Here is a 13,358-nt window from a genome sequence, read left to right on the forward strand (position 1 = left end):
CACGAACGTCCCCAACTCATCCCGTTCCAGCTCCTTCACCTGCCGCGGCAGCGGATAACTACTCGGCTTGGCCTGCACTTTTTTTGCCGCCTGGCCACGGTCATATGCGCCACGCCCGTCAGGCGCACGATAGCGCGTTAGGAAACGTGTTCGAGCAGCAACCTTTCCACCTGCGCATACTGTGCTGCCTTGCGCGGAGCGGCTGGCGCAAACAAGGCTTCGAGCCGCCAAGCGGTGCAGAGATAGTTGACCTGACCATGACTGTGGCCGTGCTCCCACACTTACCGCAGTTCAACGTGGTCTGAATCATACCGCTTGTACGGCGAAACCACATATTAAACCAGCACCCCGTCACTCTCCTCGGTATTCACATATTAACCGCGGATTGATAGTAGTTCTACTTTATCTGGGAAATCCTCCAGCATCTCGTCCAAGAGTTTAGAGAAGGAAGCACCTCTTCCCCCGTTACGCATATGACGCATAGCGTCTTGCCATTGGGTTCGCCCATTGGGACTCACCGCAATATCGGATACTCGTCCTCCCGCCCGTTCCCAAATGGCAGCGTCCCGAATACCTCCGGAGTATAATTCACTTGCTATAGCAATTAGTTGCTTGGCTTCTTCAGGAGTAGGTAGTCGTTTGGTATACGTAGTTGAATACAGCTGCTTGATCAGAGCGATGGTGAAAGCTGCTGCGTTTGCACTAGCGTAGGGTTGCGACCCTAAGCCATCCGATTTGCTCTTGTCATCGACTAAATCGGAAATTCCCCGGACTATCAATGCATGCACCTGCGGGTGTTGGCGAGCGGCTTCCAAGAAACCAAATCCTTCCATTTCCACAGCTAAGGCGTGGTTGCAATGCTCTTGCAGAAATCTGTGCAGTTCGGAAGTAACCGCTCCATCAACCTTTTCCCCCGAAGCAATTGTGCCGGTGACAATGTTTACCGGTGACGGAAAGTTGCCGTTAGGCAGGTCCCGCGCTATGTCTTGCCAGGGCTGCGAATGCACAAAACCGGTAGCAGCTCGTTCCAACGCATAAGAAGAATTCCCGGCACCCGGGCGCGCTCTAAATCCGTCCGCAGTCGTTTTACCGCGTTCATACCCGTATACATCCTTCCCGATGACAATGTCTCCCACTTCCACATCCTTTAGCCCCCCGGCCACACCTACAAAAAAGGCATATCGTGGCGTAAAGTGAGCCAGCGCTCGATCCGTTTCCAATGCGGCGCTGACATTGGTTTGGTCCGTGCGGCCTAATATCAGCCGAACATCTCCTGTTTCGGTTTGCAGTGTGCCGCTGTAATAGTCGGTTTGCGTGGCCGGGTGGCGGATTACCTGTTCATTCGTGAGAAACGGGCGAAAGATTTGGCGCTCGTTGCCTTCCAAGGCAGAGAGAACGACGACGGTTTGGTTATGCATGGGCCAAGTTGTGACGCAAGGTTGTAAAGGTGTCGTTGCGCGGATGTTGTTTGATTATCGCATCCATTAGCAGGTCAATTCTAGCCCGTGTCTTCCGGGTGCGCAGCCTCCGAATAGCATCCGTCCACTGCTCTTCCACACTGCGGCGCGTATTGATTTCGTGGTTTTCTCCGCCCCCCTCTTCCCACAAGCCGTCCTGCAAGGGGCCTTCGTAATATGCTATCAGCAGTGCTTCTTGCAAGGACTTCCACCAACTATCCTGCAGCTGGTGACGTGTCGGGAGCGAACTCAAACCAGGCATTAGATAAGCAAAAAACCGATTGATGCCCCCCAGCAAACTAAGGCATCCAGCCAAGGCTTCCTGCCAGCCTGGTTGCATACGGCTTAGGGTGTATAGTTCATCCGCCGTGGCGTTCCAGCGCTTCAGCATCACCAATTGGCCGAACGCACGTGCCTCGGCGGCTAGAGGGGTACCGCGGTAGCTACGTAAATAACGAAGCACGGTATGCTCGGGAACAGCGAACCGTTTGCTGTAGTCAATGACACGGCCCAATGACAACGCTGGGTATGTGAACACCTCCGTCTGATAATCATTAGACCCAAACAGCGTCTCTAACTCCGGCTCGAGTTTTTTCGTCCATATGTCAGCCCCATTATCCGTAAGTAACCCGCGTGCTGTGGCACGTAAGAAAGCAGCGCGGGCTCGGGTTGGCAACGTTGACCAGACCGCTTTGCGATTCGCATAGCTGCGTATATCTGCGTACGGCGTGGCACCGATTAACTCCAGCAGTGCGGGGGGCACGCTGCTGGTTAGCCCTTCATCCAATAGCTGCGACAACAGCATCATCGGCTCCTGGATACCAGTCCAGACGTTGCCCGTCTGCCGGGCTGTGGCAAGCCATATTTCTTGCCATCCTGAAACGGTAACGTTGATCGCGCGCAACAACGCCGGCTGTTTGGCGCACAACTCGCCCGCTAATTGCGTGATCCGCTGGTCATCGAGTTCGGCCGCTGCTGCCACAAAGTCCTTGGGCTTGGCGTGGGCGACGGCAATCCGGAGAGCCGCCACATGCGTTGGGGAGGTGTCGTAGGCCAGTTGCCGTTGTAATGCTTCGGCGAGTGGAAACAGGTGGAGTTGGCACGTCATGTACAAGCGGTACCAGTGTTGAGCTTGCGCCAGCAAGGCACCGTTTTCCCACGCTGCTTTTGGCCAGGAAGCAGGCAAGGCAGCCAGCAGTAAATCTTCGATTTGGGACGTAGCCGGTAGAAGCCGTAAATAATCTCTTACGCTGTCCCACGGTTGCTCCAACAGGCTTACTACCAGCTTGCCAGTAGTGGTGCCCCCACTTTTGAAAACGCTACCGACTGCTACTCGTAGGCTGTCCCTCCACCACTGCCGCAAGGGCTCGGCCTCCCACGCCAATAGCGGGACGAGCTGCTCGGCCGGTAACTTGGCAAGTAGCGTGGGGATTTGCGCACTGGCCGCAACTGCGAGCTGGTCTAGTGCATCGGCAGGCAGCATGTCCTTGGTCACCGAGCGCAAGCGGTTTAACTCACCTGCTCCACTTGTGTGTACCAACTGCACTAAACGGGCCAGGACCTGCTGGCTTACCTCTGTTGGTGCCGGATGATACCAATACAAGATGGTGGCCAAGGTCAATACGTCTTGCAGCGGCGCCTGCGCCAACGTTGTAGCCGTTGGGGCTACCCGTTGCAACATATCTAGCTGGGCCCTGTTGGCGGCCGGCGCTGCCAGCTTTTGCAAGAGCGCCATCAGCGATGGTGCCCGGATAGTATCCCCAGCCAAATACGCTTCGGCTTCCGAAAGCGCCACATGAGCATCCGTAGCGGCAATGACGAAGTGGTGGGCTTTCCAGCGTGGCAGAATCGCTTCAGGCACCGCGATGAGTTGTAACGGTGCGGAAACGTCGCGTAGCTGGTGCGGCATGAAGCCCACGTTGAGATTCAGTTCCCCGCGTTCAGTCCCGCTAAGGCATTGCCAGAGCAAGGCGGCGGCGGCGTCAAATCCGGCCTGACCAGCCCAAATAATGGGACCGGTTCGTGTTGGGGTAACCAGTTCTTTAAGTAGATAGCCTAGCCGGGGAGTAAGAGGTATCGCTGCCTTTTTCACGGGCTGCAACTCAACCGGCTGCAGCACAGCTTCCTTGTTCAGCAGAGGAGGAAACAGCTCCAGCAATGGCCGGATATCCGACAGCTGGGCTAGCATCCGTTGCTCAATGATCAGCGCGTGCGAGAATACCCGGCCTGGGCGGACATCCGGAGATTTATCCGCGTACGTTCTAAAGAGCAGGTAGTGATCGTTCCACGCCCGCCCGCGCAGCGCTGGCTGCCAGGCTATCTGACTCGGCACGGTTTCGATCAAGTCCGTCGAATTGCCCATCTGCCGAACAAGTCCCTTGTCAGGATGTGTGGTTTGCAGCAGTTCGTAGCCTTGGCCGTGCTGTTGGTCCTGTCCAAAAAAGGCTTGGTGAATGGTGAAGCTCACGGTCGACGTCGATTCCCCGAAATTACTCGAACAACAGCGAGAGGTCGTGTACCGGCTCTCCTCCGCTGGGCAGGATTACATAAGCGTGTTCGGCAGGGGTGTAATCCAGATACTTGTCTTGGTTTTCCTCCGTGTCAAGCCGAAACCCTTGCGCCGATAGCCCCCACACCTGCAGCGCCGCCGGATGCCAGTTACTGCGTGCGTACTGAAGCAGCAGCGGATACCGATGAGCCAGTACGGCTTCCGGCAGGTCATCGGTCTGCAGCTCATCCCAAAGCGTCAGGACTAACTTAAGCCGTGGCTGCGTAATTGGCACTTGCGTCCCGATGGACCGTGTCGCCAGCAGCATTTGGAGAAGTTCGACGAGTTCCACCGCTTCGTTGGTGTGCACCGGCTCGACGTGCGTATCGCTCGTGACCTCAGTGGACGCGGGCGCCACTTCCGTATAGGATTTTGTCAGCACGTCGTGGGGTTCGACATGGTCGTGCAGGCGGATGAAAATGAGCCAGGTATTGCTGTTGCGGCACATTTCGGCCCATTGCAGTCCCAACTGCCGGTCCCGGATGATGGCTTTTACCTGCTCACCCCCATAGTCTGGAAATTCTACTTCCAACGGTTCGTCGTCTAGCAGTAAGCTTAGCCGCAGCACCTTGTTTTGTTCCGCCGGCGTGCTCTCGGTGGGTTGCCCTTCGGCTAGCCGCCGCCGCGCTTCGTCAATTGCCAACAAGTCCTGTGGCGCCTGACGCAGTTTTAGGCGGCCTGGCGTTGTCACCAACTTGCCGTACAGCTGCGCCAAGAACGTTGTTTTGGACGTGCCCGGCTTGCCGATAATCAGCACACTGTTTCCCCCCTGGTTCATTTGCCCCGGTATAAAAAGAAATGATCCTGCGTGCCGACAGGGATGGCAACCTCGGGCGAGTCTGGCCGGTTGGATTCTATCACTTGCAGAATGTGATCCACAAGCCCGAGGTTGGCCAGCTGCCGCGGATCAGGCTGGCCTTGTAACTGTTTGCTGATCTCGAAATGTGGTACTGCACCCAGGACTTGTTCCAGTTGACTAAGCAGGCTCTGTTTCACGGTTGGCCGTACCTGGTCCATCATGTCTGCTTTCGCCCATGCAACGACTACCGGACGGCCGTTTAGGCCGTGAGCCAGGCGCCCCGCCAAGTCCATCAAATTGGAAACCGCGGCTCCCCGTCGCAACACCAAGGCTTCGCAATCGATGAAAAAAACAAAAGCGTCGGCGTGTCGGTGAATCCAGCGCACGTTGTCCGCGTTGGGGTCGCTCTGGTTTACAGCCCACTGGCTAAAGACTTCGCCGGAAGCGTCCGGAAAAAGCACGTCTCGTAGATAACCATCGGCCCGTCGCATCGCCCAATGCAACAGGCTGTAGTACGTTGGGTCGCTGGGCGTAGCAATTTGATCGGTGGCTTGCCCCCGGTGAAATCGTAATGCAACGGCCAAGTCTTCCCAACCAAGCAAGGTTAGCGAGCCGGCGAAAGTGTACTGGGCCAATCCGTGTCCGCGCAGCAGCAGGCTGTGCAACATACCCAAGAAGGAAGACTTGCCTGCGGATACAGCGCCAACGGGTGCAATGATGAGTGGGTTGGTGCGGCGGCTGACCAGTTCAATTTCGGCTAACCGCAACGGATAGCCGGTCCATTCGACACTCTGGCCCTCCAGAGCTTGGCCGCGCTTGGCGCGGGTTTGCCCCGAGGTCGATTTCGCTTTCTTATTCGATGCATCCGCCGCGTTGGTCGCATCAGGTTGCCAGTGCTCGCAATCAGTCAGCTTAGGGTTATTCAGGAGGCATAGCCCAGTGGCATTGGCTCCGCACTTGATATTTGTGCATCGTCCGTTCTGCATCGGCCCGTCTACTTCGTTTCTGCTAATTTTAGTACTTGCAGTTCCCGAAATAGCCACACAGCCATTTCTTGCCGAGAAATCTGCTCGTCCAGGCCTACGCCCGTTGCCGCTTCAAATGATACGACCGTCGTCGTGCCATCGGCGAGCTTTTTTAGAAAAGCCGATAAGCTCATGCGGCCTGTTTCTGGAGCAACAACAGGCAGAAGGGTCTGCAGTGCTGGGGTGGCCGCTAGTTCCGGCAATAGGTCTGCAAAGGTGAGTTCTGCTTCCGTATCAGCGCTTGCTTCGCGTAACGTTTCCCGCAGGAAGTACTCTACGCTTGCCGGATAGATGGCAGGTACCAGTTCGGCGGCATCGTGTGCCAAGACTGGACCTTGCAGAGCGAGCGGCAACCGCCGGTAGCTGGTCTGTTGGCTGGTCGAATACAGTGTTTCTTTCAACCACAGCAAACGACCACGCAGGTTGTGCGAAGCGGTTTGTCGCTGCATGGTCGTATTTATATCATTTAGGTAGCGGTTCATGGCCTGAGTGAATTCCTCAAGCATTTTCACGCTTGCTGCCTGACCTAATGATTTGTTAGCCGAAGTCGTAATCGCGTCAGCAACAGCTTTAATTGTTGCTCCTGCGATGATACTGAAAGATTCTACCCAATTCGATGAGACTGTAACATTATGATTGTTACCGTAGTTTGAGTTGTATGCAGTTCCAAAACTGTGTTTGTTTCCGCCATCGTCATCACCCTTTATTGATAGCGCTAGTTGATCGACAATGTATTCTTTCGTTGTGGAGCTGACGGCGGGCAAAGATGCTTTGGGAATGACCAGGGAGGGTAGTGCGAGGTTTGTGTTGTCAACACCCCAAACGTGCAGACTCCCTTGTTCAAATAGTGCACCTGTTCCTTCCAGAAATCCAAGCAGAATGCTGGCCTCCCGTTCGAGCGGTTTCATGTAAGAAAAGAAGTTGCTGGCCGTCAGCCAGATCATTCCTGCGTAGGGGACGTCAACCGACAGTTGCTGTAGTGCCGCCAGCATGACCGCCCGAACGTAAGGTATTGGGCGGTCTTTGCACTTACTTGGAAATGCCTTCCACTTGCTGGTAATCAGGTCCTGAACTTCGGCCACCAGAGGTTCCGCAGGATCTGTTTCAGGATCAAACGCTAGCTGGACAACCGTTGAAATCCGCGACTTTTTAGTGCGTAGCTTTTTCTCGAATTCAGAGACGGCTTTTTGCAGAAAACCGAACTCTTCGTTCTGGTCAATAGTAATAATGTGCTCATTCAGAAAGCTTTGAAGAATAGATTGGGCCATGGTGTGAAAACAATGTAGAAAGGAAAGATAGCAGGATTTTTTTGCAGTATCACGCTTGTGACTATTGGCTTTGCTACACATTCAGTTCACCAGAGTCTATAGGATTAAGGGATGATTGTTATCAATTAATCTACATAAACATTCAAGGAAAACAAGTGATAATTAATTTAATATCAGAAGTTTAATTTAAAATAGAGGCATCTTTACCACGACTGAGAGTTGGTAAAGCGATCATGTTTGAGGAAGCAGAATTGTCTCCGAGTTATCTGTTAACTTAGAAAATCCGTACCTTTGTACTAACAGTACTCGCCACGCTTCAGGTCTTCGGGCCCGCGTACCAGGGCGAGTCTTTTTTTTGCCCTGTGGTGAACGATACGCACCAGCCACGATGAAGTACACGAAGGGCGCGGTGACCGTCGCCGACCAGATTGCGATGCTGCGAGAGCGCGGTCTAGTGATTGCTGACGAACCTCTGGCCGCGCATTACCTGAGTACCATCAGCTATTACCGCCTAGCCGGATACCTGCTGCCGCTGCAGAACGACAAAGTCAATCACCTCTACAAGCCTGGCAGCCACTTTGAGCAGGCCGTGGACATGTACCGGTTTGATCAGAAGCTCCGGGCGCTGGTGTTGAGCATCACCGAGCTAATCGAGGTCAGCATCCGCACGCGCCTGATCTACACTCTGTCGCTGCAGCATTCGCCTTGGTGGTTTGAAGACCCTTCGTTGTTCAACAGCCCCGACGAGCACGCCGATTTTCTGGCAGCTGTTGACCGCGAGTTGGAGCATTCGCACGAGGAGTTTATTCGAGATCATCGCCGCCGTTATGGGGACGACGAGCGGCGCCCGCCGGCGTGGAAGACACTGGAAGTGGCCACGTTTGGCGCGCTGTCGCGGCTGTATGGTAACATCCGTCCGACCCTCGCTGGTCGGGGCGACATTGCCGACTTCTTCCTGGTGCCGCGAGAGAACTACCTCTCAGGCTGGCTGCAAAGCATTAGCCAGGTACGCAACATCTGCGCCCACCACGCCCGGTTGTGGAACCGCACCATCACAGCCACACCCCGCCACATCAAACGGATTCAACGTCCCGAGTTGCGGTACAATCCGATCAGCGACTCGCAGCGGCACAAGCTTTATGCGGTGCTGTGCGTGATGAACTACCTGCTGTATACCATCGAACCAGCGTACTCGCTGCGCCGTCACTTGGTGGAGTTGTTTGCTGAGTTCCCCGAAGTTGATACCGGCGCCATGGGTTTTCCAACGGATTGGCAGGAGCAGCCCTTATGGAAGAGCAGGTAGCATGAAGGGGTATGTGGCCAGTAGGGGCTTATGCTGCTGCAGTACCAACTACTACTGCCGGCTGCTCGGAGTCCAGTGGTAGTAACAAGCGCATCACCGTGGTCTTGTGGAACGACTTGCCTTGGCGCGTGCGGTAGCCGTGAGCGTTGAGTTCGGCCGCGATGGCGGCCAGTGTCAGGCCGTCCCGCCGCAGCAGCGTGGCCAGCCGGCGGGCCTGTTTATTGGGCAACGCCTCCTGCGCGTTACGCTGCACCACGGCCCGGCCCAGCGCCCGCGACGCAGCCGTAAAGTTCTCGGGCTTGCCGAGGGTAAAGCCGCGCGCCTTCTTGGCCGATAGCCCGCGCTTGGTCGACTCGGAGATGTCCTTGGCCCCTTTTTGGGCGACGGCCGCCAGGATGTTGATGGTAAATTCGTCGGCGTTGGGAATGTCGCAGGCCTTAAAGCGCACCCGCTCCTCCATCAGCTTGGAGGTGAAATACACGCTGCGCGCCAAGCGCGACATCTCCGCCACGAGCAGTGTCGCCCCGGCGGCCTTCGTCTCGGCAATAGCCTTGGCCATCTCCGGCCGGTTGTTCTTGCGGCCACTCTCCACTTCGATGTATTCGGCGACGATCCGGTCGCCCGGCTGCAGGAAACGGTGGGCAATCAGGCGCTGGCCTTCTAGGCCCAGGCCGCTCTGGCCCTGGCGCAGGGTCGAGGCCCGCAGGTAGAGAATGTAGTCCATTATATAAGGAGTCGACCCTGTAAACAGGCCCGTTGAATACCCAAGTTACATCCTAAAGACGACCGTTCTTAACTTGTAACCAGAGGTGCAAACGAACTCTGGTGCCTGCCAAGCTGACGTAGTGATGGGTGAGGTTAGGGCGTGAAGCCCAATGGCTAACTACTCTCGCCGTCCCCATTGGTGCCAATACCCATGATTTCCTCTTTCCCTTTGCATCCGGTTTGGCAATCCAAACTACTCTGTTACATTTATGTGAATATTTTCCAATAAAGTAGGAATGTGGTCTGATAGTGAAACCACCAATGATGGGGTTCTTCTTCCAACGGGGCGGATTTACACGCTAAGGAATTCGCCCGCTCTAGCCAAGGCTCTTACGGCCGGCGTAAGGGCCGGCGGTGCTGCGGGTCCACCTGGGCCGCATTCTCGAAGGAGTACTTGCCCAGCCGGTTGATGTGCTCGTAGCGGCTGGGCGAGAGGTACTCGAAATGAGTTTCGTCCACCGGGTAGCCCTCCGCTTGCAGCTGTTGCAGGGCCTCCTGCATGTAGACCGTGTTCCAGAGCACAACGCAGTTGGTGAGCAAGGTCAGGCAGCGGGCGGCCTCCGCCTGCTCTTCCTGCTGTTTGCGCCGGATCACGCCCTCGCTGCCGAACCAAAGCCAGGCCCGCAAAGCGTGCAACTCCTCGCCCTTGTTGAGTTGGGCATGAATGCGCCGCCGCAGCGGCTGGCTTTGCAGGTAGCGCAAAATGAAGTTGGTCTTGATGAGTTGGCCGTAAGCCTGCAGCACGTAGGTCAGGTGGTTTTGCCGGGGGTACGCCTGCAGCTTGCGGATGAAGAGCGAGGCCGTCACCCGGCCGGACTTGATCGAGCCGGCCAACCGCAGCAGCTCGTCCCAGTGCCGGCGGATGTAGTCCGGGTTAAGCGTGCCCGTGAACTTGAGGTCGGGATAGGTCCAGTCCTCGCCCCGGATTTTGTACAGCTTCTGGTCCGCCAGGTCGCGCATGCGGGGGCAGAAATACAGCCCCAGCAAATCAAACAGCGCGAAAATGATGTCCGAGTAGCCTGCTGTGTCGGTCGTGTGCTCGACGATGGCCAATTCCGTTTGGTTGTCGACGATTTCATCGAGCACGATGGTGGCGTCGCGCAAGGTGGCCGGCACGACCTTGCTGCCGTACTGCGCATATTGATCCGAGGAGTGCGTCTGCATGGTCACGCCCCGGCCCGTGCCGAAGTAGGTGGGCAGGGACCGGGCGTTGCGCACCTTGCCGCTGACGGCGAAGCGCTGCCCGTCCGAGGAGGAAAACGTGCCCCTGCCCCAGTACGCAGCCAGCCACTGCCGGTGGTGCTCGTTGACCAGGAGCGTATTGGCCGCTTTGAGCGTGTCGTCGCGCAGGTAATTGGCGGCCGTCCACCACAGCGACTGGTAGGGCAGCCCGGTGCTGCGGGCCATGTCGGTGAGCGGAATGTTGCAGCCCAGCGCGAGCACCCCGGCCAGCAGGCGCGTGTCGTGCCCGTCGCCGCGCGGGGCGTGTTCCAGCCCGGGCAGCTGGTCGGGGAAGCCCAGCCAGCCGTTGACCTCGACCAGGATGTCGGTCAAATCCACCACGGGCAGCCGGCGGCTGATTTCCTGCTGCAGGGCCTGGGCCCCGGCCGGCACCTCTTCCGCGCTGACCCGGCCCACGACCAGTTCCCCGTCCTCCAGGCGCACGTCGCCCCCGGCTTCCAGCAGTTGTTGCATCGGGGCCAGCAACTCCTGTAATTCCTGCAGGCGCTGCGTGAGGCGGTCGGTGGTCACCGGCGGCAGGTTCAACTGCGCGCATAGCTCCCCTTTTACCTGCTGCCATTCGAAGGGACCAATCAAATAGCTGCTCAGGATCGGCATATTGATGCGACGGGGCCACGTACACGTCGCCCGAGCGCAGCCGGTCGCGCAGGGTGGAGAGCACGCACAGCTCGTAGGCGTGGCGCACGTCCGGTTCCGGGCTGTCTTCCGCCACGACCAACTTGCGCCAGGTCGGTTTGAGAAAGCCCGTGGGCAGGGCCGCCGGCAATTTGCGGCGCCGGCCGGCCTGCAGGTCCGCGACCAGTTCCAACGCGGCCGGGAAGTCGTCGCCGGTAAAGCCGTGCCGGAAGTCCATCTGCGCCAGCAGCCGGGGCGTGAATTGCTTGAACAGGCTGTAGCGCTTGGCCAGGAACGTGAGGTGCGAATGGCGCGTCGGGTACAGCATGGTTTGCACGGCCTCCCAGGCCAGCACCAGCTGCTCGCGGGGAATGCGGGCAAACACGCTGGGGCGTACCTGCCCGGCCGGCGTCTGGTCCTCGTCCAAGACGATTGCCACGGCCTGGGCCAGCGTGCGCAGGGCCGTATCTTTGGCGGCGGCAATTTGCTGCTGGTACTGGTCGTGGGCACGGCGGGCTTTGGCCAGGCTGTGTTCCCAGTAAGCATCGAACAGGCCCAGCACCTCATCGGTCAGCGTCAGGTAACTCTCGCGCAGGAAGGCCACCAGCAGCGGGTAGCGTTTGGCTACGGGCAGGCGCTCGAGGTGGCGGTTGGAGCGGTTGCGGGCCAGCAACGCCAAGCGTTTCTGCCGGTTCGGGTGCAGGCTGCGCACGTCCCAGTCCGGCACGCCCAGTTCGCTCAGGTAGCGGAGTTTGTCCAGGGCCGTGGTGATGGCAGCCGGATTGCCGGCCGTGGCGGTCTGCACCAGCCAGCGGTGGCGGGTGATGCGCAGCGCCTCGTCCGGCACCAGCAACTGATCCAACTGCCGGCACACGTTTTCGCTCAGCAGCGGGGCCAACCGGCGGTAGGTTTCCTGGTGGGCCAGTTCGCTCAGGCTGCCGACCAGCCGCTCCAGTGTGCCGATGGCCGGGCGCACGATTTTCGCCTGCTGCAGGCGCAAGCAGGTCATGGCAAGCAGCCCCCGCTCGTCGTCGTGCTCCAGGGCCCGTTCCACCAGCCACGGTTCCAGCCACGCCAGGTCCAGCGGCTCCCACTTGCGAAAGCCCAGGTGCTTGAGCACCGCCAGAAAATGCTCGCTGCGGGTTTGCTGCCGGCGGCCGTACGCGCTCAGTTCCGGCGAGACCTCCTGCAACTGAGCGGCGACGAACGGCGGCACGTCGGGCGGCAGTTGCTCCCACCAGGTGTCGGGCAGAAAGCCCATCAGCCGCAACAGCCCCAGCTGCACCGCCACCCCCAGCCGGTTAGCCGCGCCGCGAAAGGCGGCGAGGAACAACCGGTCGGCCTCGGTGAGGTGGAAGTGTTGCCGCAGGTCGGCTTCGAGCAGGGCCGCGGGCACGGTCTGGTAGCGCGCCCGTTCCGGGGCGGAGAGGAAGTCGAGCGGCATGGGCGGCGGCCTATCGAAAAGGGTGTCCAAACGCACCCCGGTTTTTCGGGGTGTCCGGACCGATTTTACGCCTGAAAAAGTAGCTTTACAAAGGAGTTCCTTTTTGATAACCCTACCGATGCCTCTGAACCCGATTGCCCCGCCTCCGCGTGTGGCCCTCTACGCCCGCGTCTCCACCCTCGACAAAGGACAGGACCCGGAGACGCAGCTGCAACCCTTGCGCGAGTACGCCCAGCGGCGGGGCTTTGCCGTGGTCGAGGAATACGTCGACCAAGCCTCGGGCACCAGCGAGGAACGGACCCAGTACAAACGGATGATGGCCGCCGCCAAGAAACGGCAGCTCGACGCGGTGCTGGTCTGGCGCTACGACCGCTTCGCCCGCTCCACCCAGGCCTTGGTCAACGCCCTGAAGGAGTTCCAGAGCCTGGGCGTAGACTTCATCTCCTACCAGGAACACATCGACACGACCACGCCCATGGGCGAGTTGGTGTTCCACGTCATGGCTTCGCTGGCCCAGTTCGAGAGCGCGCTCATCAGCCAGCGCGTGCGCGCCGGCATGGCGCGGGCCAAGGCCCAGGGCAAACCCATTTCCCGGCCCGCGCTGCCGCTGCGCCAGCAGCGGGAAATTGCCCGCTTGCACGCGCAAGGCCTGTCGATGAACCAGATCAGCAAACAGGCCGCCATTGCCTACGGCACCGTGTACAAATACGTGCAGCTGCTCAAGGCCGAAGCACGGGCCCAGGAGGCATGCCGGGGCTCGTGAATGCCAAGGAATTACATCTATATTTGCTCGCCTCGCCCTTCCCGTCCTACCACTCCTTATTGCCAGCTGCCCTGCGTACCGCTCCCCGAGCCGGAGTGCGCCGGCTGCTGGCATTTGTATTTCACCACG

The 13,358-nt window shown here is 58.5% G+C and carries 9 protein-coding genes and 1 pseudogene; 2 read left to right on the forward strand and 8 right to left on the reverse strand.

Annotated elements, in window-relative coordinates; genetic code table 11:
* Positions 1–374: 374 nt before the first annotated feature.
* From DLM85_RS05620 to DLM85_RS24970, 5 genes are read right to left on the reverse strand one after another with little or no spacing between them, the layout of a single operon-like run.
* Positions 375–1,418, reverse strand: coding sequence for a 5'-methylthioadenosine/S-adenosylhomocysteine nucleosidase family protein (locus tag DLM85_RS05620; protein WP_111477058.1), 1,044 nt, complete (start codon positions 1,416–1,418; stop codon positions 375–377).
* Positions 1,411–3,924, reverse strand: coding sequence for a GAP1-N1 domain-containing protein (locus DLM85_RS05625; RefSeq protein ID WP_111477059.1), 2,514 nt, complete (start codon positions 3,922–3,924; stop codon positions 1,411–1,413). The genes DLM85_RS05620 and DLM85_RS05625 overlap by 8 nt, the downstream gene beginning before the upstream one ends.
* A 22-nt stretch (positions 3,925–3,946) precedes the next feature.
* Entirely contained in the window at positions 3,947–4,783 is an 837-nt protein-coding gene (locus DLM85_RS05630; RefSeq protein ID WP_111477061.1) for a TRAFAC clade GTPase domain-containing protein, read from the reverse strand.
* Positions 4,780–5,790 carry a TRAFAC clade GTPase domain-containing protein gene (locus DLM85_RS05635; RefSeq protein WP_133256921.1) on the reverse strand — a complete coding sequence of 337 codons (1,011 nt, stop codon included), beginning with the start codon at positions 5,788–5,790 and terminating at the stop codon, positions 4,780–4,782. The genes DLM85_RS05630 and DLM85_RS05635 overlap by 4 nt, the downstream gene beginning before the upstream one ends.
* An 8-nt stretch (positions 5,791–5,798) precedes the next feature.
* The gene (locus tag DLM85_RS24970) at positions 5,799–7,097 is read right to left on the reverse strand and encodes a GTPase-associated system all-helical protein GASH (RefSeq protein ID WP_133256922.1); all 1,299 of its coding nucleotides are present in this window, start codon (positions 7,095–7,097) and stop codon (positions 5,799–5,801) included.
* A gap of 388 nt (positions 7,098–7,485) precedes the next feature.
* Here DLM85_RS24970 and DLM85_RS05640 point away from each other — a divergent pair, with 388 nt between their 5' ends.
* Entirely contained in the window at positions 7,486–8,400 is a 915-nt protein-coding gene (locus DLM85_RS05640; protein WP_111477064.1) for an Abi family protein, read from the forward strand.
* Positions 8,401–8,428: 28 nt separating this feature from the next.
* On the opposite strand, the gene DLM85_RS05645 is transcribed toward DLM85_RS05640, so the two are convergent.
* The 3 genes and pseudogenes from DLM85_RS05645 to DLM85_RS05655 form a co-directional block, all read right to left on the reverse strand.
* Positions 8,429–9,124 (reverse strand): recombinase family protein, encoded by a 696-nt coding sequence (locus tag DLM85_RS05645; protein WP_111477065.1) that lies wholly within the window; start codon positions 9,122–9,124, stop codon positions 8,429–8,431.
* 371 nt (positions 9,125–9,495) lie between these two features.
* On the reverse strand, positions 9,496–11,004 hold the full coding sequence (locus tag DLM85_RS05650; RefSeq protein WP_165822021.1) for a Tn3 family transposase: 1,509 nt from the start codon (positions 11,002–11,004) through the stop codon (positions 9,496–9,498).
* A 1,012-nt stretch (positions 11,005–12,016) separates the two neighbouring features.
* Positions 12,017–12,466 (reverse strand): annotated as a pseudogene (locus DLM85_RS05655) (DUF4158 domain-containing protein); the annotation flags it as partial.
* A 118-nt stretch (positions 12,467–12,584) separates the two neighbouring features.
* On the opposite strand from DLM85_RS05655, the gene DLM85_RS05660 reads away from it, so the two are divergent.
* On the forward strand, positions 12,585–13,229 hold the full coding sequence (locus DLM85_RS05660; RefSeq protein WP_111477069.1) for a recombinase family protein: 645 nt from the start codon (positions 12,585–12,587) through the stop codon (positions 13,227–13,229).
* Positions 13,230–13,358: the final 129 nt, after the last annotated feature.

Origin of the sequence: Hymenobacter edaphi (genome assembly GCF_003258365.1) — a bacterium.
GTDB classification, from domain to species: domain Bacteria; phylum Bacteroidota; class Bacteroidia; order Cytophagales; family Hymenobacteraceae; genus Solirubrum; species Solirubrum edaphi.